This is a genomic window from Ureibacillus endophyticus, assembly GCF_024159215.1.
GTDB classification, from domain to species: Bacteria; Bacillota; Bacilli; order Bacillales_A; family Planococcaceae; genus Ureibacillus; species Ureibacillus endophyticus.
This window is the reverse complement of sequence record NZ_JAMYWW010000001.1, coordinates 2,853,756-2,876,461: the sequence shown is the minus strand read 5'-3', so window position 1 is coordinate 2,876,461 and position 22,706 is coordinate 2,853,756. Positions and strand designations below refer to the sequence as shown.

Below are 22,706 nucleotides of genomic sequence, written 5' to 3'. Positions count from 1 at the left end.
AAAAACTTTTGAGGTGAAAAAATGAAACCTGTACGTGGGCTACTTGTAATGGCATATGGAACGCCATACAAAGAAGAAGATATTGAAAGATATTACACACATATTCGTCATGGGCGTAAACCTTCTGAGGAACATTTAGAAGATTTAAAAAGCCGATATAAAGCAATTGGTGGTATTTCTCCTTTAGCAAAAATGACACAAAAGCAAGCTGAAACTCTTGAAAAGCGTTTAAATGAAGTTCAAAGTGAAGTGGAATACAAACTTTACGTTGGTTTAAAACATATTGAACCATTTATTGAAGATGCAGTTGAAGCAATGGTGAAAGATGGTATTGAAGAAGCGGTTACGATTGTACTTGCTCCTCACTTCTCAACATTTTCCATTAAATCATACAATGGTCGCGTAAAAGAGGCTGCAGAAAAACTAGGAAGCAATATGAAAATTACTTCGGTTGAGTCATGGTATAATGAACCGAAATTTATTGAGTACTGGAAGCTAGCAATTAATGCTGAATTCGATAAAATGAGCGAAGAAGAACGTGAGAAGGCATGTTTAATCGTTTCGAATCACTCATTACCAGAGAAAATTAAACAAGCAGGAGATCCGTACGAAGATCAATTAATAGAAACTGCACGTTTAATTCAAGAAGCAACGGGTATTGAAAATGTCGAGGTGGGTTGGCAATCTGCTGGACAAACACCTGAACCTTGGCTTGGGCCAGATGTACAAGATTTAACGCGTGAACTTTACGAAAAGAAAGGTTTCCGTTCTTTTGTATATGCACCAGTTGGATTTGTAACAGAGCATTTAGAAGTACTTTATGACAATGATTATGAATGTAAGATAGTATGTGAAGAGCTTGGTGCGACTTATAGACGTCCGCCAATGCCTAATACGCATCCTTTGTTCATTGATGCAATGATTGATGCGATTTATAATAAATTAGCGAAATAATATAGGAAGTGTGATGAGGGTGACTTTAGGTAGACGAAAGGTTGCAATTATTGGTGGTGGAATCACTGGATTAACTGCAGCATTCTATTTACAAAAGGAAGCACAACAGAATAATTTGCCTATAGATGTTGTATTAATTGAATCATCTTTACGTTTAGGGGGTAAAATCCATACGTTAAGAAAAGATGGATTTATTATCGAACGTGGCCCTGAATCTTTTTTAGATTACAACAACAGCGTGCGAGAATTAGCGGCAGAACTAGGCATCGAGCACGAGATGGTTACGAACAATCAAGGGCAAACTTATGTTGTAGTAGGAAGTGAACTAAATCCTATTCCCAGCTTATTAACATACCAAGGATCACTTAAAGTCTCCTCATTTATCACTTCTGGATTATTCTCTCTTAGTGGTAAATTGCGGGCAGTAGGAGATTTATTATTGCCTAAAACACGGGATGATGAAGATGAACCAATAGGGGATTTCTTTAGACGTAGGTTTGGTAAAGAAGTTGTAGAAAACCTAGTCGAACCATTATTAGCAGGTACTTTTGCTGGTGATATTGACCACTTAAGTATTCAATCGATGTTCCCTCAATTTTATCAATTGGAGAAAGAGCATCGAAGTCTAATACTTGGCATGAAGAAATCATCACATCAGCCAAATTCACAAAATGAATCCTATCAAACCTTTAAAAATGGTCTAGAAACGCTAATAGAATCCATCGAGTCTAGCTTATCACCAACATCCATATTAAAGGGTGTGAAGGTGGAGTCGATTGATAAATCAAAAGATGGTACGGTTCAAATTTATTTCAATAACATTCCACCGTTAAAATGTGATGCTGTCATAATGACAACACCTTTTAACGTTACGAAAAGTATATTTAATACTTATGGTTTACTAGAAGATTTACCAAATATGAACTATGCCACAATTGCAACAGTTAACATGGCATTTAAACAGGATGAATTAAAGAAATATAAAGATGCAATGAACTTCTTTGTCTCGAGAAATAGCAATTTATCCATTACTACTTGCACATGGACTAACCACAAATGGAATAATGTCGCACCGGAAGGCTATGATTTGTTACGTGTTTATATCGGTCGCGTAGGTGATGAGGCCATTGTAGAGTTGTCTGATAGTGATATTGAAAAAACCGTATTGCAGGATTTGAAAACGGCAATAGGTATAACGGAACAACCATTATTTACTGTTGTTACACGTTGGAAACAATCGATGCCACAATATACGGTAGGGCATGAAAAGCGAATAGAAATGATAAAAGAGCAATTGCATATGGAATTTCCAAATGTAAAGTTAGTAGGTAGCTCATATGAAGGAATTAGTGTTCCTGATTGTGTTTCTCAAGGGAAAGAAGCTGCACTTGAAATGCTAAAGGAAATGTTTCAACTTCAGTTAACATAATATAGCTGCTTCAAGGGAGGTATCCAAAAAGTTTTTACTTTTAGGATACCTCTTTTCTTTCTTGATAAATAACTCTTTTGAATTAGTGCTTCTGCGGTGGTCGCATCTTGATGTAAACTTCCTCGTCGCAAGGGGGTGTCTCAAAATGACTTTTCAGACACCCCCTTGTCGAATTTATTTCATTCAAACTTCACAAATATAAAGTAATATATTTCTAGAGGTGATGGACATGATGAAAGATGCAAGGCTCCCGTTCATGCTTTTATTTCTTTTCTTTTTAGCAGGTTGTAATGAGCAAGCTTTTACGAAGATTAATCCACATCAATCCTTCGTAGCGTCAGTCAATATTTTAGAACCATCAATCCTCTTCTATGATGGAACAGAGGAAATCGCTAAATGGGAATTTGATAAGGCATATACTGGTGCATCCCTCATAAAAAAGGACCGAATCTTACTATACGGTCATCAATTAGATGAGGCAGATCTTTACGAATTGTCTTCCGGAAGAAAAATTCAAACCATAAAGACTGGTATTGGCACCACGAACGCTTATTATGATGAAGAACAGGAAAAAATCTATTTAACAAATAGCAAAACAAATTCCATATATAGCTACGACGATCAAGGGAAAAAGTTGAAAGAGCTAAAATTAAAAAATTATCCGATGTCCATGACTTCTTATGATGGAAAATTATATATTGTCAATTACAAAGATACTATCCTATCTGTTATTGATATGGATACCTTTGTAGTAGAAGCTGAGTGGGAAATAGAAAAGTCTTCTAATGGCATTATTATTATCCCAGAAGAGGGGGTAGCTTGGGTTGGTGGACATGGAGAAGGAAGTAAATCAAATCAAGCAATAGATGTTTACAATTTACAATCAGGTGAACTACAAAGTGAAATTAACGTTTCCTTAATGCCAGTTGGTTTTTCACGAAATGGTGATACAATTTTTGTTGTAAATCACGGATCGAATGAATTATTTGCTTTTAATCTCCAAGGTGACAGGCTTTGGAATATTGAAGTAGGCGCAAATCCCTTTGTTGTGACGACTTATAAAAATTACCAAGTTGTTGCGGGATACGATGATCACAAACTTTATTTTATTGAAGATCAAAAAATTCAAAAGGCGATTGAGACAAATCAAGGGCCATTTCAGTTATTAGTGAGGGAGGTCGTGAAGTGACTACAGTGTTAATCGTAGATGATGAATTAGAAATGCGCAATTTAATAGAAGTCATGTTATCAAATTCAAACATTAACACATTCGCGGTTTCTAATGGTGAAGAGGCTTATCGGTATATTAATCAATATGATATTGATCTCATTTTGTTAGATGTAATGATGCCAGGAGAAGATGGTTTTACAGTATGCAAAAGAATTAGGGAAATTTCTTCTATTCCAATTATCTTTTTAACAGCTCGAGATGCCAATGAAGATAAAGTAAAAGGATTAACAATTGGCGGTGATGACTATATGGTTAAACCTTTTACAGCCAGTGAGTTAGTTGCGCGTATCCATGCAGTATTACGAAGAACAGGAAACCATATTGAACCTACAAATTATAAATACATCCAATATGGACTCATTAAATTAGACGAAATTGCTAGAAAAGTATATGTTGGCAGCGAGAACGTGCCATTAACTTTAAAAGAATACGAATTGCTCCATTTATTTATGCTAAATCCCAAAACCGTTTACTCCCGAGAACAATTGTTAGAGCGTATTTGGGATATCGATTATGCAGGTGGGACAAGAACTGTAGATACACATATTAAAACATTAAGGTTAAAGTTAGCGAAACATTCGAAGGAAGCAAGCGAATATGTCCAAACTGTTTGGGGTATTGGATATCGCTTTGAGAAAAACAAATGAAAAAGCTCTCTACTAAAATTTGGGGTTTAATCGTTTTATTTCTGCTCGTTACCATTACATTCATGTATGTATTAACGGAATATTTATACGAACAACTATATGTTGAAGATACTGAAACAACGATGATTGAAGTTGGTGAAAAGCTGCTTACAAAATATAAAGGTGGTAAAGTAACAGATCAATTCATTGAAGAGGTTGAAGAGTTTAATACATATTCCAATTTTGATGTGTTTGCAGTTCGCAATCCGAGAGAATTAAGTGCATGTGTTCCGTTTGAAATCGACTATGATGCCTTAATTGGTCCGAATGAGCGTAAAGAATTGTTACTTGGTAATGCTGTTACCAAAATAGGATATGAAGAACGATTTGAACGTCAAATCATTTCGGTAATTATGCCTTTAACCGATCAAAATCGATTAGAAGGTATCATTTATCTGTATTATCCATTAGCTAAAATTAGTGAACTAGCAAATAAAGATGTGTTTATGATAATTGGATGTGCCATCATTTTTTCAGCACTGTTAGGATTTTTTGTTTATGAAGGCATTCGTCATATTATGCGACCTTTGAATGATTTGCAACAGGCTGTGGAAAAAATGTCTGATGGTCATTACGAAACCCGTGTTACCGTTACTTCAAAGGATGAAATTGGGAAACTTTCTGAAGCATTTAATGAAATGGCGGCAAGCATTGAACGGGAAGATGAAGCACAAAAAAACTTCTTAGCAACCGTATCCCATGAATTACGAACGCCCATTAGCTATATGAAAGGATATAGTGAAGCGATTATCCAAAATTTCATTGATGGAAAAGAGAAAGAAGAAGCCATTTCATTAATAGCTCGGGAAGCCAATCGAATGGAAAGGCTAACGAATGAATTACTGGAATTAGCAAGAACGTCTAACGAACAAAAATTTGAATTGTACCCCATTGTGTTAGCTGAAACAATACGTGATGCGATTAGTTTGTTAGAGCAAAAATCAGCAGAAAAAAATATTGAAATCACTACTTCCTTTGATGAAGAAATCATTGTTGAAGGTCATGAAGAAAAGTTGAAACAGATTTTTATTAATACAATTGAAAATGCAATTCGTTATTCTAATAATGATTCAACAATTTCCATTTTGACTAAAATAGTGAAGGGCAATGCCATCATTGAAATTATTGATAGAGGCATTGGAATTCCTGAAAAAGATTTACCTCATATAACAGAACGTTTTTATCGAGTAAATAAAGCGAGAAGTAGTTCTGATGGGGGAAGTGGTTTAGGTTTATCAATTGTTGACCAGCTCGTTAAGCAACATCAAGGAAGTATCAAAATAAAAAGTGAATTAGGGAAAGGTACAACTGTATCAATTTCAATCCCACTGATGGAGGAATAGAACATGAAAAAATGGTTATTTAGTATGGTTGCAGTACCTGTATTATTAATGGGGTGCTCATCAAACGACAAAGAAGTCGATACAAATGATGAACCTGTAGACGTAGAAGCGCTCGAGGTAAAAGTGCATATTTTAACACCTGAAGAAGTAGCGGTAAATGAACCAGTAGAACTTGCTGCACATGTTACACAAAATAATGAAAATGTGGATGATGCAGAATCTGTTAAGTTTGAAGTATGGGAATCAGGATATCGAGATAATGGTCAAATGATTGATGGTAAACTAGATGGTGATGGTGTTTATAAAGCAGAGATTACTTTTGACCATGATGGTGTGTACTATATGTTTGCACATACAACAGCAAGAGGTTTACACGTGATGCCAAAACAGCAACTGATTGTTGGAAACCCTGATATGAGTAAAGTAAAAGAAGATAATAGCAGTGACTCAATGGAAATGGACCATGATACAACAGAGGAACATGGTGAAACAGAACATAGTAGTACAGAAGAACAACACAATCATTAAAAAATACCCCCACAAGTGAGCGATTCTTGTGGGGGTTAATTATTTAAGCGATTTACTTTTAGGTTCAAAAACAAATAGGGATTTACATTAATATAAGCGATTTATTAAAGAGTATTACATTTGTCGCAAGTGCTGCTGTAGCATTCGCTTTGTTCTTCGATTTTTTCACCACACTGTACACAAACTTTATCTGGTAAGTTTTTGAAAAATTCAACAACGTTTTCTAACATAATATTCTCCTCCTTTTTGGACAATCTGTTATATTACTGTTTTCTTATTTAGAATTGTACTATAACAGTTTGCGTTAGTCAACACCAATTTCAAAAAATAATGTAAAATAAAAAATGAAAAATTAAGGGAGTGAAAAACATGTATTTTATTGATAATAAAGGAATTACAGACCCACGCATTAACCTAGCGATTGAAGAATACGTATTAAAAAACATGGATATTGAAAAAGATGATTACCTTCTGTTCTATATCAACCAGCCATCCATCATTATTGGAAAGAATCAAAATACAATTGAAGAAATTAACACAGATTATGTTGAAGATAAGGGAATCATTGTCGTGCGCCGTTTATCTGGTGGCGGAGCAGTATATCATGACTTGAACAATTTAAACTTTAGCTTTTTAACAAAGGATGATGGGGACAGTTTTCATAACTATAAAAAGTTCACACAGCCTGTAGTAGATGCATTGAAAAAACTTGGTGTGGATGCGGAATTGTCAGGAAGAAATGATATTTTAGCAGAAGGACGCAAAGTTTCTGGAAATGCACAATATGCAACAAGAGGACGTATGTTCAGTCACGGAACATTATTGTTCAAGACTGACATTGATGCGGTTGCCTCTGCATTAAAAGTGAAAAAGGATAAAATAGAATCAAAGGGAATTAAGTCTGTACGTTCTCGTGTTGGAAATATCTCAGATTTCTTAAAGGAACCAATGACTGTAGAAGAGTTTCGTATGGAAATTTTAAAATCGATTTTCGGTGGCGAGGAAAATATTCAATATTATGAATTAACCGAAGAAGATTGGGAGAAAATCTATACACTTTCTAAGGAACGTTACCAAACTTGGGAATGGAACTACGGAAAATCACCACGCTTCAATATTCAAAAAACACACCGCTTCCCATCTGGTGGAATTGATATTCGCTTAGAAGTAAATAAAGGCATTATTGAAGAAGCAAAGATTTTCGGAGATTTCTTTGGTGTTGGAGATGTAGAAAAAATTGAAAAACTTCTAATCGGTGTAAGATATGATCGAAGCGAAATTGCAAAAGCCATTGAGGAAGTAGACATTCCACATTACTTTGGTGGAATTACGAAAGAGGATTTCTTACAGTTGATATATTAATATTTATTGGTTTAGAGCACGGCGCAGCTACTTAAGTACATAAAGATTTTTGTAATTGTTGCTTTGCTTTCGTGGAGAAAAAACAACCCTCTCAAATGTGATAGCTATTTTGTGTTTTTCGAAATCGCTATCGGACTAATAAAGTTTTTTTACACCTGCCGCTTACGCTAACTGCGCAGAAAAAGGCATCGCCTCAATCATGTGAGACGATGCCTTTTTTGGTACAATTAAATTATATTAAATTAAATAAAACATAACCCTTAAAGAATAGGAAGTTGGAGGAGGGATGTATTGTGGAGAAGCATCGAATTTTTATTGTTGAGGATGATGTGAAGATAGCTTCACTTTTAGCGGATACGTTGAGGAAGTACCAGTATGATGTGGAAATTGTACAAAACTTTGAGGAGATTGTTGAAGAGTGTTTAGCGTTTAATCCTCATATTGTGTTGCTTGATATAAATTTACCATCCTATGACGGATACTATTGGTGTCGTCAGTTAAGACAGCATACTAAATGTCCGATTATTTTTATTTCTGCTCGTTCCGGGGAAATGGACCAGATTTTTGCGCTGGAAAACGGTGGTGATGATTTTATTACTAAGCCGTTTAACTATGAGATTGTTCTAGCCAAAATTAAAAGCCATCTAAGACGTACTTATGGTGAATATTCAGCGAGGCAGGAAGAACGAACAGTGAAGCTTGGGCAACTTACTCTTTATTTGGAACGAATGGAATTGGTCATAAAAGATGAGGTAATTCCTCTCCAAAAGAAAGAGTGTATTATTTTGGATTTATTAATGGGACAAGCACCTAAAGTTGTAACACGTGAAAAACTGTTGGAAGAGCTTTGGGACGATCAAGCATTCGTTGATGAAAATACATTGAATGTAAATATGACGAGGGTACGAAAAAAATTAGTAGACTATGGCGTGCAGTCAGTTATTGAGACAGTGCGCGGTGCAGGATATCGATTTGTTTTAAGCGCGGAGGAAATGTAGATGGGATTGAAAATATTTATAAAGGAACATCTATCATTTATTATTTTTGAAATTATCCTAGTGCTATTTATTCTCCTCTTATTTTATTTAGATGGGTTCAGAAACATTGATACAGCTATTTATACTATATCCATTAGTCTTATACTGATAATTTCGTTTTTAGGAGTGCGCTATTTTTTAAGACAAAGTTATTTGAATAAGATTACGCAATTACCAACATCAATGGAAGATGCTTTGCAAAAAAATGCAAAAACCGTTGAATATATTGAAACGGAGCGTTATTTACATGAGTTGTACCGAGTATATCAACAAGAAGTACAAGCTTTGTATGCAACTCAAAATCGTCAAGATAAATTTCTAAATCAGTGGATCCATCAAATGAAAACACCTGTAGCCGTACTGGAATTGTTATTACAAGAAGAAGGACCACTTGATCCGACAAGTGTACAAGAAGAAGTGGATCGAATTAAAAGAGGTCTAGAAATTGTTTTAATGAATGCGCGTCTTGAAAAATTTGAAGAAGATATGCAAGTGGAACAGGTATCATTAAAGGATATTGTGACCGCAACAATAAATGAAAATAAACGTTTATTTATTACAAATCGTGTGTTTCCACAAATTGATATTGACCAAAGTATTGTTGTCGCTAGTGATTCAAAATGGTTGAAATTTGTATTAGGCCAATTTATTACAAACGCAGTAAAGTATACGTTTGAACCGAACAAAAAAATCTATGTTGAAGCAAAACATACAGATTCCCATATCCAATTAACTGTTCAAGACGAAGGAATTGGAATCCCAAAATCCGATTTAACAAGAGTAACAAAAGCATTTTTTACTGGTGAAAATGGACGGAAAACTGGGGAATCAACAGGTATGGGGTTGTACCTAGCGAAGGAAATTTGTGAAAAGCTTGGACATGAATTAACGATTGAATCAGAAGTTGGGGTAGGGACAACGATTACACTTACATTTTAGAAGAGGGAGTACATATGCCAATACTACAAGTAAAAGATGTAACCAAAGTATATGAAGGAAAAGTAACGAATCGTGCAATCAATCAACTTAGTTTCGAAGTTGCTAAGGGTGAGTTCCTTGCGGTAATGGGTCCTTCTGGTAGTGGTAAAACAACGCTATTAAATTTAATCTCTACAATTGATAAACCAACGTCTGGTGAAATCATATTTAATTACATAAAACCACAGAATTTAAATAAAACAGAACTTGCCTTTTTTAGAAGACGAGAATTAGGTTTTATTTTTCAAGATTTCAACTTACTCCCGATGTTAACAGTTGAGGAAAATATCGTTTTGCCACTAACTTTGGACAATCAACCCGTTGAAGTAATGGAAGAGCGATTAAATACATTAGTAGAAAGTTTAGGTTTGAAATCATTTTTATATAAAAGACCGAATGAGATATCAGGGGGACAAGCACAAAGAGTAGCTATTGCTCGTGCATTAATACATCGACCAACTATTATTTTAGCAGATGAGCCAACAGGAAATTTAGATTCAAATAATTCCCGTGAAGTACTTGAATTGTTAAGCAAAATTAATAAAGAAAGAAAAACAACGATTGTAATGGTAACCCATGATCCGATAGCAGCCAGTTTTTGTGACCGTGTGTTATTTATTAAAGACGGTGAGTTTTTTAACGAAATTTATCGGGATGACAGACGCCAAACATTCTTCCAACGCATTCTAAATGTACTTAGTCTTTTAGGAGGGGGACAAGTAGGTGACCTTTCATCAATTCGCTTACCGTAACGTCATTCGCAATCTTCGCATCTATGCGGCATTCTTTATGGCTAGCTTTTTTTCTGTTTTTGTTTTCTTTATTTATTCAATGCTCATGTTTCACCCAAAAATTGACCGTGGCTTTTTAGGCAATGTTCCAATACTTTGGATGGTTGTTGCAGAAATCATATTAGTTTTATTTACATGGTTTTTCATCTTTTACTCCATGAAAGCTTTTTTGGAAGCAAGGTCAAAAGAGTTCGGTATTTTGTTACATTTAGGAATGGAACGAAGACAGCTTAGTAAGCTTGTGTTTTTAGAAACAATTATTATCGGTGTCATGTCCATTGTGTTAGGAATCATATTTGGTTACTCATTTTCAAAATTTTTCTTTATGATTGTTCGAGAAATTTTAATGCTAGATGAATTGCCACTCTACCTTTCCTGGGAACCGTTTGTATTAACTTTCGCTGTTTATTTAAGCGCATTTATCGTCATTTCAATGGTTAGTGTCCATTTCTCTCCACAGAGAAAAATTATTGATTTAATGCAAGGACCAAAAGGTGGAAACTATACTGTTACTTACACGAAAACAAGGGCTCTACTTGGGATTGTCCTTATTTTGTTAGGCTACTGGTTATCGATAGTGATGACGAGAACAAGTCTTTACTCCTTCTCAATATTGATACCGATATTAATTACCTTTGGAACGTTTTATTTCTTCTCGGACTCAACGCAATATATTGTTGAAAGTTTAAAGAAGAAAAAAATCGTCTATTGGAAAAATTCTAGAATGCTACCTTTAGCAGAGCAAACCTTTATTTTAAAAAATAACGGGAAGATGTTCTTTGTTGTAACAATGGTTTCGACTCTTGCGTTTTTATCAGTCGGTTTACTATCTACTCTTTCTTCTTATACATCTCAATACGATAAATTGAATCCTTTGGGGTTAATTTATAAAGGGCATATAGATAATCCCTATGAAGGAACTCATGTTTCCACACTTGTTTCACAATTGGAAGAGAGAGGTTTATCGTATCATCTCACTCGATTTACGGTAAAAAAACAAACATCCTCTTATACGCAATATGAAGTGGAAGTGTTTAGGGAGTCGGACATTAATAGTTTGCTGTTTTCTTATGGCTATCCGATGGTGCGTTTATCTGAAGGAGAAGGGATGTTTATTCCTTATACAGAGGAATCTATTAAGAAGTTAAGTAAGAGAACGATTGAAACAGTATTAGTGGAAAATAATATTCCAATAAAAATTGATCAAGTTTACCCGAAACTTATTTTCCCTGGCTCAATTGTTAGTTTGAATTCGATCATTATTAGTGATGAAGATTTTGCTAAGTTGGTAAATCCATATAAAGGTTATCCAAATGTAGAACCGGGGTATCACCTATTTACGTTTGATATTCCTCAATGGATTGAAACGACAGATATTGGTTTGTCTATCCAACAAAACGTTGCTGCTGAATATTTAAAAGACGAGTATTTATTACCATATTATTTTGAAAATGCTGGTCTAAATTATTCTTATATATTATCAACATACTCATTATTCACTTTAGTAGGTCTTTTAGTTGCGGCTGTCTTTTTACTTGCAGCAGGTAGTTTTATTTATTTTAAACTACATACGAACTTAGAAAATGAAAAACGTAAATTTGATGCGTTAAAACGAATGGGTATCTCTGACAATGAGTTGAAAAGTCTTGTAACAAAACATCTATTCCCACAGTTTTTCTTACCGTGGGGTGTGGCGTTAAGCCACAGTTTGTTTGCATTTATCGCCATTCAAAAAGTATTAAAGAATGTTGCAAATATATCCATAGTAAAAGAATTAATCTTTGCTCTTTTATTCCTAGTACTGATACAAGTTATCTATTTTTATTTGATAAGATGGCGATATATTGCCCACGTCCGAGATTAAGAAAAATGCATGTGAAATAGAATAATATTTCATTTTCTTAGGAAAATGTGTAATAAAATACAAAAATTCATTGTTTTATTAATATATCTAATTTATAATGATTAGAAAATGAATACTTATTCATTTCATACTACATAGTAGCTTATTGGGGCTAGTTATGTTGAAAACATGCAAAGGGGATGGGTGTTTTGAATTTAGTTGAAAGAGTTCGTCAAACTGCGATTGAACAACCAGGAAAAGTTGCATATCACTTTTTAGGTCGTGATACTTCATATGGTGAGTTCGAACAGCAAGTCAGTCTATTTGCATCTGCATTACAAGATCTAGGGGTAGAAAAAGGGGATCATGTAGCGTTTTTACTTGGTAATTCACCGCACTTTCTTATTTCGCTTTATGCAACAATGAGAATTGGCGCAACGGCGATACCTGTGAATCCAATGTATACTCCGGATGAGATTTCATACATCATCCAAAATGGTGACGTAAAACTAGTAATTGCTTTAGATATGTTACTACCATTAGTGGAATTAGGGGTAAAGGCTTTCTCACAGGTAGATAAGTATATTATTTGTGAAACAATGCCAGATATTAAAGAGAAATTAGCATCATTGAGCGATGCAGCAAAAGATAAAGTACAACTATTTTCAAAACTTCTTTCGTCAACAACAACAATAGTGGATCCAATGCCTTTAAATGATGAGGATGTAGCAATTATTTTATATACTTCTGGGACAACTGGTTACCCAAAAGGCGCTATGTTAACTCATCGAAATTTATATTCAAATGCGCGGGATGTTAGTGAGTATTTAACAATAAATACAGACGACCGTGTAATTGCGACATTACCTGTATTCCATGTTTTTGCATTAACCGTTGTAGTAAATGCGCCTTTATTAAAAGGAGCAACTGTTTTACTTGCACCAAGATTTAGCCCACAAGAAATATATGAACTTGCTGGTAGTCAAAAAGCTACTGTTTTTGCAGGGGTTCCAACAATGTATAATTTCCTTTATCAACACGAAGGAGATATCAGTAACTTCTCGAGCTTAAGATTAGCCATTTCAGGTGGGGCTCCTTTACCTGTACAAGTCCTTTATGATTTTGAGAAGAAATTTAATGTTAGAGTTTCAGAAGGGTATGGTTTATCGGAAGCTTCACCGGTTACTTGTTTTAACCCATTAGACCGTGAACGAAAAGCGGGCTCTATTGGCACATCCATTGTTAATGTAGAAAACAAAGTAGTGGATGTAAACGGAAATGAAGTACCTATCGGAGAAGTAGGGGAACTCATTGTACGTGGGCCTAACGTGATGAAGGGCTATTACAAAATGCCAGAAGAAACAGAAAATGCTATTCGAGATGGCTGGCTTTATACTGGGGATTTAGCGAAACAAGATGAAGATGGCTATTTCTATATAGTAGATCGTAAAAAAGATATGATCATTGTTGGTGGATTTAACGTTTATCCAAGGGAAGTAGAGGAAGTATTATTCTCTCATCCAAAAGTGATTGAAGCAGCGGTTGTTGGATTCCCAGATCCGAACCTTGGAGAAGCGGTTTGTGCGTTTGTTGTGTTAAAGGATAATACAATTTCAGCAGATGACCTGCGAGAGTATTGTGCACAACATATCGTAAAATATAAAGTTCCAAAAGTCATTGAAATCTTGGACGAGTTACCGAAAAACTCTACAGGAAAAATACTTCGCAGATCTTTAAAAGAAATGCCGATTACTAATTAATGTTTTAGGGGTGTCCAAAAAGTAAAAATTTTTTGGACACCTCTTTCTTACTTGATAATTATTACTTATGAAATATTGTTCTTGCGGTGGTTGTCACCATCCTCGTCACAAAGGAGTTGTCTCAAAATGACTTTTCAGACAACTCCTTTATTGTTTTATCCCTGCTTCTTCCCCTTTCCAAAGTGACAGAAACGAAAGTAAGCTGTAAAATAGGTAAGGATGAAATAGTGAACACCTAGAGAGTGAGGGTATAACAATGACAAAAATGAATGTTGAAAGTTTCAACTTAGACCATACAAAAGTTGCAGCACCATATGTAAGACTTGCAGGAATTAAAGAAGGTAAAAATGGAGATGTCGTTCATAAATATGATGTTCGTTTTAAACAGCCGAACAAAGAACATATGAAAATGGACGCTCTACATTCAATTGAACATCTAATGGCAGAAAATATCCGTAACCATACTGACCATGTTGTTGATATGAGTCCTATGGGTTGTCAAACAGGTTTTTATTTAACAATGATAAACCATGACAACTATGAAGAAGTGCTAACAATTTTAGAAAAAACGTTACAAGATGTGCTTGAAGCAACAGAAGTTCCTGCATGTAATGAAGTACAATGTGGTTGGGCTGCAAACCATAGCTTAGAAGGTGCAAAAGAGTTAGCAAAAGAAATGTTAGAAAAACGCAATGAATGGTCAACAATTTTCGCGTAATCATACACAGAGACTGTCGAATGGGCAGTCTCTTTTTCATTGAAATAATTTATGAAAATCAAAGAGAATAATAAATTGTTGAAAACGCCTTCACAAAATATTAAGGAATTTCTAGTAAACTATTGGTTTTTTGGGAAGGAGATATATAATCATAGTATAATTACTATAGATAAACTATGAACGGGGAATGTCGAGTGGATGTTTTTATTGGAAGACAACCGATATTTAATATAGATGAAGAAGTTGTGGCATATGAGCTTTTATATCGTAACCAGAATATAAACGCCTTTCCAAATACAGCACCTGATGCAGCAACAGTGGATGTATTAGTTAATTACTTTTTATCCATGGGCATTAAAGAAGTGACAAAGGGGAAGCCTGGATTTATTAACTTTACAGAAAATCTATTAATGAGTAATGTAATAGAATTTATCAATCCTTCAAAAATTGTTATTGAGATTTTAGAAAATGTTCCAATTACAAAAGAACTGGTAGATCGGGTAATCGAATTAAAAGAAATAGGCTTTAAAATAGCTTTAGATGATTTTGTTCTTAATAAAGATGTAGTACATTACGATGAAATATTTGAACATACTGACTATATTAAAGTTGACTTTTTATCAACTCCATTATTAGAACGAATGGAAATTGAAAATCGAATTAAACAATCTTATCCACATATTCAATTATTAGCAGAAAAAGTTGAAACAAGAAATCAATTTGATGTTGCGAAACATTCAGGGTACTCATTATTTCAAGGCTACTTTTTTGAACAACCACAAATTATTAAATCAACAGATATTCCATTAAATACACTACAATATTTCCAAGTGATTTCTTTATTGAAGGATGAAGAACCTGATATAAACTTAATTGCAGAAAATATTGAGAGAGATATTTCTTTATCTTATAAACTTTTACAAATAATTAATGAAACAAACAAGCGACAAAAATCCAAAGTTCGATCAATTAAGCAGGCAATTTTATTAGTAGGTTTAACAGAATTACGAAAATTAATCTACCTACTAGCAATGCGTGAAGGGGAATTGAAAAATCATACGGATGTATTTAATGAGCTTGTGAGGACTTCTTTATTAAGAGCGAAAATTTGTGAGCTACTGGCGAAAAATAATAGACAAGAAAATTATTCCGAATATTTTTTAGTAGGCTTGTTTTCACTTATTGATAGTCTATTGAAAAGACCAATGGATGTTATTTTAGAAAAGCTACCATTTTCAGATGAAGTAGCAGATACCATTAGTGGTGTTGAAACAGAAATGACACCTTATTTGGAGCTTAGCATCGCTTTAAGTAAAATGGATTGGGATAATATCGAACGATTAAAACCTCAACTCGGTGTAGACAATGAAAAAACCGAAGCAATCTATAATGAAGCAGCTATTTGGACAGAAAAATCAATGTAAAGGCAAAGGGTTAAAACCTTTTGTCTTTTCTTTTTTTATAGGGGTTTGTTATAATCTTCGACAGATATTATACAAAAATAGGTATGTGGGGAAAAATATGAGTAAAAAAAACGAGAATAAAGTATTAGATTTTACAAAGAATACAATACAGGAATACTTTTATGTACTTCTTGGAGCAGCGGTCATTGCGTTTGGATTTAATGCATTCCTTTTTCCTAACCAAGTAGCTTCCGGAGGCGTTAGTGGAATAAGTACTATTCTAAATGGTCTTTTTGGATGGAATGCAGGGATTGTTCAATACGCATTTAATATACCGTTATTTATTGCAGGTGTTCTAATATTAGGAAAAAAATTTGGTCTTAAATCTTTTATCGGTACATTAGCTTTACCGTTTTTTGTTCTGTTAACAGAAAATATAGATCCATGGACAGATACTCCGTTATTGGCTGCACTATTTGGAGGAATAATTGTTGGATTAGGTATTGGGTTAGTATTTAAAGGGAACGCTTCTACTGGCGGAACCGATTTGCTAGCTCAAATCATTACAAAATATACCGGTCTTACATTAGGAACAAGTGTACTCTTAATAGACGGAATCATTGCAATAAGTGCTGCCTTAGTATTTGACTTAGAAAAAGGATTATATGCCTTAGTTGGTTTATTTGTAACAACGAAAACCATTGATATCGTTCAATTAGGTTTCAGTCAATCCAAAATGGTATATATCATCTCTAGTAAAGAAACTGAATTACGAGATGCCATTTATAAGGAAATCGATCGTGGAGTTACAAAGCTCCCGGTCTTTGGAGGTTATACTGGAAAAGAACGTACAATGTTAATGGTTGTTGTCTATCAAACCGAATTCACAAAGCTGAAACAAATCATCAAATCCGTTGATACATCAGCGTTTGTTATCGTTTCAGACGCTTATGAAGTCATTGGTGAAGGTTTCAAGCGAGTATAATTTTGTTATAATAGGTAATGTAATCCACACAAATGAAATCTGGAGGGGTTCTCATTGAAAAAATCATTATTAGCACTAGTATTCGGCTCTGCAATCTTTTTAGCTGCGTGTGGTGGCGGTGACGATGAAGCAACAAACGACACAAACACAGGTACAAATGATACTGAAACTGAACAAACTACCGATACAGGAAATGACACTGGAACAGATACAGCTTCTGCTAAAGGCGAAGATATTGTAAAAAGCAATTGTACAACTTGCCATGGTGGAAACTTAGAAGGTATGGGTAGTACTCCTTCATTAGCTGACGTTGGAAGCCGTTTATCTGAAGAAGAAATTTTAAACGTTATCTTAAACGGTCGCGGTGGTATGCCAGCTAATTTAATTCAAGGTGAAGATGCTGAAGCAGCAGCTGCTTGGTTAGCACAACAAAAATAATAATGTAAATGTAACGAAGCCAGAAACACTACTGGCTTCGTTTTATTTTTTAAACAAACAGTACCTCATTTTAATACATTCGAACGGTAACATGTTAAAATAGTTACTAAATGTAAAATAAGGTAGGGGAGTATAAATATATGCAAGTCACAACAAAAGACGTAATCGAAAAATTTAATTTAACGTTAGTTAGTGGACATGATGGTGTTGGCCGTTATATTACAACAAGTGATATATCAAGACCGGGATTAGAAATGGCGGGCTACTTTACCCATTATCCAGCCAATCGCGTTCAATTAATTGGCAAAACTGAACTTTCGTTTTTTGAAATGCTCCCAACGGAATTAAAAAAAGAGCGTATGTTTAAGCTTTGTTCTCAAGATACTCCTGCCATTGTCGTATCTCGAAATTTAGATGTTCCAGAAGAATTAATTGTTGCTTCAAACGAAAATAATGTACCCGTGTTAACAACGACAATGCAAACAACAAGATTTTCAAGTAGATTGACAAATTTCCTTGAAAGTAAGCTTGCACCCGTTACTGCTGTTCATGGTGTACTAGTGGACGTTTATGGTATTGGTGTTTTAATCATCGGAAAAAGTGGAGTAGGTAAAAGTGAGACTGCTCTTGAATTAGTCAAAAAAGGACATCGATTAGTCGCTGATGATTGTGTTGAAATCCGCCAAGAAGCGGAAAATTTATTAATTGGAAGTCCACCACCTTTATTAGAGCATTTACTAGAAATTCGAGGAATAGGCATTATTGATATTATGACTCTTTTCGGAGCAAGTGCAATAAGACCTTATAAACGTGTAACCCTTATTATCGAACTTGAAAACTGGAATCCAGATAAAACATATGATCGACTTGGACTCGATGAAGAGAAAATGAAAATTATTGATACGGAAATCACGAAATTAACGATTCCGGTGCAACCAGGTCGAAATGTATCAGTAATTATTGAGGTTGCGGCAATGAACTATCGACTCAAAAAAATGGGTGTGAATGCAGCTCAGGAATTTTCACGAAGATTGGATGAGGTAATTTCCATTCACGAGTTAGAGGATTACTAATATAGGTTTTGGAAGGAGTTATTATGGAGAATATTTTACTTGCAATTGATCCCGTTGCATTTTCTTTAGGACCAATCCAAGTACGTTGGTACGGAATTTTGATTGCGACAGGTATTGTGTTAGCCTATTTCGTTGGTCAAAGGGAGGCAGTGAAACGCGGTCTACCTGAAAACTTTTTAGCCGACATGTTAATTTGGGCAATTCCTATTTCGATACTATCTGCTCGCGCTTATTATGTGATTATGAAATGGGATTATTATTCAGCGAACCCGGGGAAAATCATTCAAATTTGGAATGGTGGAATTGCCATACATGGAGCTTTAATCGGGGCTGTAATTACAGCTTACTTCTTTGCTCGTAGTCGAGGAGTTAGTTTCCTAAAAGTAGCTGATATTGCTGCACCAAGTATTTTAATTGGTCAAATTATTGGTCGCTGGGGCAACTTTATGAATCAGGAAGCTTTTGGAGGCCCTGTTACGCGAGAGTTTTTAGAAAACTTAATGTTACCAAACTGGATTATTGAACAAATGTATATTGAAGAATTAGGTACATATGTTCATCCAACTTTTTTATACGAATCATTATGGAACGTAATTGGATTAATTATTTTAATTTCCCTACGAAAAGTGAACTTACATCGAGGGGAAATATTCTTTACGTACATGATTTGGTATTCAATTGGACGCTTTTTCATCGAAGGAATGCGTACAGATAGCTTATATTTAATTGGTGAATTACGTTCGGCACAAGTCGTATCAATACTATCAATCATCATTGGTTTAGCAGCTATTATTTACAGAAGATGGAAAGTAAGACCGATTGTTCGATACCTTGATCAGGAGCAAACAAAAAAGAACAAGGTAAAGAAACAAAAATAGGGAAGTGATCATCAATGAAGGCATTACTTTTTGATTTCGATGGGACATTACTAGATACAAATGAGTTAATTATTCAAACTTTTATGCATGTTTTAGAGGAAAGATTTCCTGGGCAATATTCGCCAAAAGATTGCATGAAATTTATTGGACCGTCATTAAAAGAAACTTTTGAACAAATAACACCAAACGAAGTAACTGAAATGATTGAGAAATATCGACAATGGAACGCAGCTCACCATGATGAACTTGTAAAAGAATTTGATGGTGTACTTCCAACGTTAGAAAAGTTAAAAGAGCTTGGAATAAAGATGGCGATTGTCTCAACGAAAAGAAGCGATACGATTGAAAAAGGATTAGACCTTATGGGTGCTAAACACTTCTTTGAATTTTGGATTGGTATTGACCATGTACAGCATGTTAAACCACACCCTGAACCAGTTTTATTAGCCATTGAAAAATTAGGGGTAGATAAAGAACATGTCATTATGATTGGTGACAATTATCATGATATCGAAGCAGGAAAAAATGCGGGTGTGAAAACAGCCGGTGTTGCATGGGCGTTAAAAGGTGAAGAATTCTTAAGACAGTTTAACCCTGATTATATGTTGAATAATATGTCCGATTTATTAACGGTTGTGAAGGAGTTATAAATGTATGAGGAAAACGGAGCGATATCCAGTACAAGGTGCAAACTCATTATGGAAAGTATATAAAACTGTTTCATTTTGGAAAGTAGTTAAATGTTTCATTTTTATTCAAATAGGGCGAGTTACTCCATCTATGGCTTTAAAAAATTGGATTTATCGAACGTTTTTACATATGAAAATTGGTGAAAAAACTTCTTTAGCGTTAATGGTGATGCCGGATTCTATGTTTCCTGAAAGAATTTCGATAGGGAACAATTCAATTATTGGCTATAACACCACAATCCTTGCCCACGAATATTTAATAGATGAGTATCGTTTGGGCGATGTGAAAATTGGCAGTGAAGTAATGATTGGCGCAAATTCAACCATTCTTCCAGGTGTAGAAATTGGGGACGGGGCAATCGTTTCTGCTGCAACCCTCGTTCATCGGGATGTTCCTGCAGGTAGTATGGTGGGAGGCAATCCGATGAAAATTATCTATACTGCGGAACAAATGGCAGAACGAAAAAGAAATAAGAAATAACGAATCGACTTAAGGACATAGCAATTGTTCTTAAGTCTTTTTTTATTTTAATGAGACTTCATTATGTTCATTATTCTATTAAAAATATCAGTCTATTAGGAATATTTTTGTAGACTGTTTGAATTTTGAATCTTTTCTTTCAATAAAAGGTATAATTGAGTTTGAATAAAGTAAGACCGTCAATTGTAAATAAGTACATAATCATTGACGAATAGATGAGGATTGGTTAAAATTACTTTCATATACTAATTCTCTAGTACTCTAGTACGTTAAAGTAAAAATGGTAGGATGTGGATTTTGATGTCTTCGTTAAAAATGTTTGAAAAACCACTTGGGATGCGTGATACATTCCCAGTAATATATGAAAAAATCGAAACGGTTCGACAAACTGGACGTGAATTTTTGCGAGCGCGTGGATATGACTTTATTGAAACGCCAAGCTTAGAATATTTTGATACAGTTGGTAAAGCATCTGCAATTAGTGATGCATCTCTTTTTAAATTAGTAGATAGTCAAGGTAACACACTTGTACTTCGACCAGATATGACAACACCAATTGCGCGTGTTGCAACATCTAAATTATTAAAAGAAAAAATTCCTTTACGTCTTGCATATTTTGCTAACGTGTTCCGTGCACAACAAACTGAAGGTGGCCGACCAGCTGAGTTTGGACAAATGGGCATTGAAATTATTGGTGATAGTACGGTCTTTGCTGATGCAGAAGTCATTATCACTGCAATTCGTTTAATTCAAGCATTCGGAATTGAATCATTTAAAATTACGATTGGTCATGCAGGTGTATTAAACTGCATTTTAAAAGATTATACAGAAAGCGATGAACAAGCTAGTACATTACGAAAACTACTAGTGGATCGAAATTATGTAGGATTTGAAGAAGCGGTAGAGACATTCCATTTACCGAAAACAAAATCAGATGCATTGCTACAATTTATTAATGAAGCAACGACTTTTGCATCGATTGAAGAAATTGAAAAATACGTTCGTAAAAATGATGCGTTAGAATATATGCAACAATTAGTGGAGTTAATTAATGCAGCAGATTTATCTGAATATGTAGCACTTGATTTTACCCTTTCAAGCCATATGAACTATTACACTGGTATGTTGTTTGAAGTGTTTGCTGACGGAAGCGGTTTTGAATTAGGAAACGGTGGACGTTATGACGGTTTACTTCACCATTTTGGAAGTGAAGTAGGGGCAACTGGATTCGGTATCCGTGTTGATCGATTATTAGAGGTTCTTCCTTCACAAGAAGCTGAAGATGTAACAGTTGCGGTAATTTTCAATGACTTAGAGTATATGAAGGCTCTACAAGTTGCAAATCGTTTACGTGAAGAAGGAAAACGCGTTACGTTGCAATCGAAAAAAGGATTAATTAATGAAGAAGCATTTACGAAACAATTCGATCAGGTTGTTTATGTTAGCCAGGAGGATTTAGCATAATGGATGAATTAACTATTGCAATGCCAAAAGGGCGAATTTTTGAAGAAGCATATCAAATGTTAATCGATGTAGGGTTTAATTTACCAGAAGAAGTAGAGATGTCTCGTAAATTAATGATTGAAATCCCTGAAGAGAAAATTCGATTCATTTTGGCAAAACCAACAGACGTACCAGTATACGTAGAACATGGTGTAGCAGACATCGGAATTGCTGGGAAAGACACTCTATTAGAACAAAAAAGAAATGTTCATGAATTACTAGATTTAAAAATTAGCCAATGTTATATCGCATCGGCTGGATTACCAAATACAAAAATGAACGAGATTGCTCCACGTATCGCGACAAAATATCCAAATATTGCGATGAACTATTATAAAGAAATTGGAGAACAAGTGGAGATCATTGAGCTAAATGGTTCGATTGAATTAGCACCAATGATTGGTTTAGCCGATCGAATTGTGGATATCGTTTCAACTGGACGCACACTAAAAGAAAATGGCCTTGTTGAATATGAACATATTACAGATGTTTCATCTCGATTAATTGCTAATCCTGTAAGCTACCGTATGAAAAGTGCGCGGATTCAAGAATTAGTAACTCGTTTAAAAAAATTTGTTAATTAGAGAGAAGGACGA

The 22,706-nt window shown here is 34.7% G+C and carries 23 protein-coding genes; 22 read left to right on the top strand and 1 reads right to left on the bottom strand.

Annotation, left to right across the window (positions count from 1 at the left end; genetic code table 11):
• Window positions 1-21 precede the first annotated feature (21 nt).
• From hemH to NKR20_RS14205, 6 genes are all read left to right on the top strand, one after another.
• Complete coding sequence (gene hemH, locus NKR20_RS14230) at window positions 22-954, top strand: ferrochelatase (RefSeq protein ID WP_121214675.1); 933 nt, start codon at window positions 22-24, stop codon at window positions 952-954.
• 13 nt (window positions 955-967) lie between these two features.
• A complete protein-coding gene (gene hemY / locus NKR20_RS14225) occupies window positions 968-2,383 on the top strand; it encodes a protoporphyrinogen oxidase (protein ID WP_253428149.1) in 1,416 nt (471 codons plus the stop codon).
• Window positions 2,384-2,612: 229 nt separating this feature from the next.
• Window positions 2,613-3,572 (top strand): YncE family protein, encoded by a 960-nt coding sequence (locus NKR20_RS14220; protein WP_253427113.1) that lies wholly within the window; start codon window positions 2,613-2,615, stop codon window positions 3,570-3,572.
• On the top strand, window positions 3,569-4,261 hold the full coding sequence (locus NKR20_RS14215) for a response regulator transcription factor (protein ID WP_253427112.1): 693 nt from the start codon (window positions 3,569-3,571) through the stop codon (window positions 4,259-4,261). Before NKR20_RS14220 ends, NKR20_RS14215 begins: the two co-directional genes overlap by 4 nt.
• Entirely contained in the window at window positions 4,258-5,643 is a 1,386-nt protein-coding gene (locus NKR20_RS14210; RefSeq protein ID WP_253427111.1) for a sensor histidine kinase, read from the top strand. The genes NKR20_RS14215 and NKR20_RS14210 overlap by 4 nt, the downstream gene beginning before the upstream one ends.
• A 3-nt stretch (window positions 5,644-5,646) precedes the next feature.
• Window positions 5,647-6,171 carry a FixH family protein gene (locus NKR20_RS14205; protein ID WP_253427110.1) on the top strand — a complete coding sequence of 175 codons (525 nt, stop codon included), beginning with the start codon at window positions 5,647-5,649 and terminating at the stop codon, window positions 6,169-6,171.
• Between the two features lie 104 nt (window positions 6,172-6,275).
• Here NKR20_RS14205 and yhfH read toward each other — a convergent pair whose 3' ends face one another.
• Window positions 6,276-6,401, bottom strand: coding sequence for a protein YhfH (gene yhfH / locus NKR20_RS14200; RefSeq protein WP_097074188.1), 126 nt, complete (start codon window positions 6,399-6,401; stop codon window positions 6,276-6,278).
• Window positions 6,402-6,540: 139 nt separating this feature from the next.
• On the opposite strand from yhfH, the gene NKR20_RS14195 reads away from it, so the two are divergent.
• The 16 genes from NKR20_RS14195 to hisG all read left to right on the top strand — a co-directional run bounded on the left by NKR20_RS14195 (window position 6,541) and on the right by hisG (window position 22,694).
• Window positions 6,541-7,533 (top strand): lipoate--protein ligase, encoded by a 993-nt coding sequence (locus tag NKR20_RS14195; protein WP_253427109.1) that lies wholly within the window; start codon window positions 6,541-6,543, stop codon window positions 7,531-7,533.
• 293 nt (window positions 7,534-7,826) lie between these two features.
• Window positions 7,827-8,531 (top strand): response regulator transcription factor, encoded by a 705-nt coding sequence (locus tag NKR20_RS14190; RefSeq protein ID WP_121214682.1) that lies wholly within the window; start codon window positions 7,827-7,829, stop codon window positions 8,529-8,531.
• A complete protein-coding gene (locus NKR20_RS14185; RefSeq protein ID WP_253427108.1) occupies window positions 8,532-9,509 on the top strand; it encodes a sensor histidine kinase in 978 nt (325 codons plus the stop codon).
• A gap of 14 nt (window positions 9,510-9,523) precedes the next feature.
• Window positions 9,524-10,300: an ABC transporter ATP-binding protein gene (locus NKR20_RS14180; RefSeq protein WP_253427107.1), complete on the top strand. Its 777-nt coding sequence runs from the start codon at window positions 9,524-9,526 to the stop codon at window positions 10,298-10,300.
• Window positions 10,272-12,203 carry an ABC transporter permease gene (locus NKR20_RS14175; protein ID WP_253427106.1) on the top strand — a complete coding sequence of 644 codons (1,932 nt, stop codon included), beginning with the start codon at window positions 10,272-10,274 and terminating at the stop codon, window positions 12,201-12,203. Before NKR20_RS14180 ends, NKR20_RS14175 begins: the two co-directional genes overlap by 29 nt.
• A 188-nt stretch (window positions 12,204-12,391) precedes the next feature.
• On the top strand, window positions 12,392-13,942 hold the full coding sequence (locus tag NKR20_RS14170; protein ID WP_253427105.1) for a fatty acid--CoA ligase family protein: 1,551 nt from the start codon (window positions 12,392-12,394) through the stop codon (window positions 13,940-13,942).
• Window positions 13,943-14,198: 256 nt separating this feature from the next.
• On the top strand, window positions 14,199-14,660 hold the full coding sequence (locus NKR20_RS14165) for an S-ribosylhomocysteine lyase (protein ID WP_121214687.1): 462 nt from the start codon (window positions 14,199-14,201) through the stop codon (window positions 14,658-14,660).
• Window positions 14,661-14,854: 194 nt separating this feature from the next.
• The gene (locus tag NKR20_RS14160) at window positions 14,855-16,084 is read left to right on the top strand and encodes an EAL and HDOD domain-containing protein (protein ID WP_253427104.1); all 1,230 of its coding nucleotides are present in this window, start codon (window positions 14,855-14,857) and stop codon (window positions 16,082-16,084) included.
• Between the two features lie 97 nt (window positions 16,085-16,181).
• Window positions 16,182-17,048 (top strand): YitT family protein, encoded by an 867-nt coding sequence (locus NKR20_RS14155; protein ID WP_121214688.1) that lies wholly within the window; start codon window positions 16,182-16,184, stop codon window positions 17,046-17,048.
• Between the two features lie 54 nt (window positions 17,049-17,102).
• Window positions 17,103-17,486: a cytochrome c551 gene (cccB, locus tag NKR20_RS14150; RefSeq protein WP_121214689.1), complete on the top strand. Its 384-nt coding sequence runs from the start codon at window positions 17,103-17,105 to the stop codon at window positions 17,484-17,486.
• Between the two features lie 140 nt (window positions 17,487-17,626).
• Window positions 17,627-18,559, top strand: a complete 933-nt coding sequence (hprK, locus tag NKR20_RS14145) for an HPr(Ser) kinase/phosphatase (RefSeq protein ID WP_121214690.1) — start codon at window positions 17,627-17,629, stop codon at window positions 18,557-18,559.
• A gap of 23 nt (window positions 18,560-18,582) precedes the next feature.
• Window positions 18,583-19,437 carry a prolipoprotein diacylglyceryl transferase gene (gene lgt, locus NKR20_RS14140; RefSeq protein WP_253427103.1) on the top strand — a complete coding sequence of 285 codons (855 nt, stop codon included), beginning with the start codon at window positions 18,583-18,585 and terminating at the stop codon, window positions 19,435-19,437.
• Between the two features lie 14 nt (window positions 19,438-19,451).
• The gene (gene ppaX / locus NKR20_RS14135) at window positions 19,452-20,087 is read left to right on the top strand and encodes a pyrophosphatase PpaX (RefSeq protein WP_253427102.1); all 636 of its coding nucleotides are present in this window, start codon (window positions 19,452-19,454) and stop codon (window positions 20,085-20,087) included.
• Window positions 20,088-20,091: 4 nt separating this feature from the next.
• Complete coding sequence (locus NKR20_RS14130; protein WP_121214693.1) at window positions 20,092-20,607, top strand: acyltransferase; 516 nt, start codon at window positions 20,092-20,094, stop codon at window positions 20,605-20,607.
• A gap of 300 nt (window positions 20,608-20,907) precedes the next feature.
• On the top strand, window positions 20,908-22,071 hold the full coding sequence (locus tag NKR20_RS14125; RefSeq protein WP_121214694.1) for an ATP phosphoribosyltransferase regulatory subunit: 1,164 nt from the start codon (window positions 20,908-20,910) through the stop codon (window positions 22,069-22,071).
• Window positions 22,071-22,694 carry an ATP phosphoribosyltransferase gene (gene hisG / locus NKR20_RS14120; protein ID WP_121214695.1) on the top strand — a complete coding sequence of 208 codons (624 nt, stop codon included), beginning with the start codon at window positions 22,071-22,073 and terminating at the stop codon, window positions 22,692-22,694. The genes NKR20_RS14125 and hisG overlap by 1 nt, the downstream gene beginning before the upstream one ends.
• The last annotated feature ends 12 nt before the right edge of the window (window positions 22,695-22,706 follow it).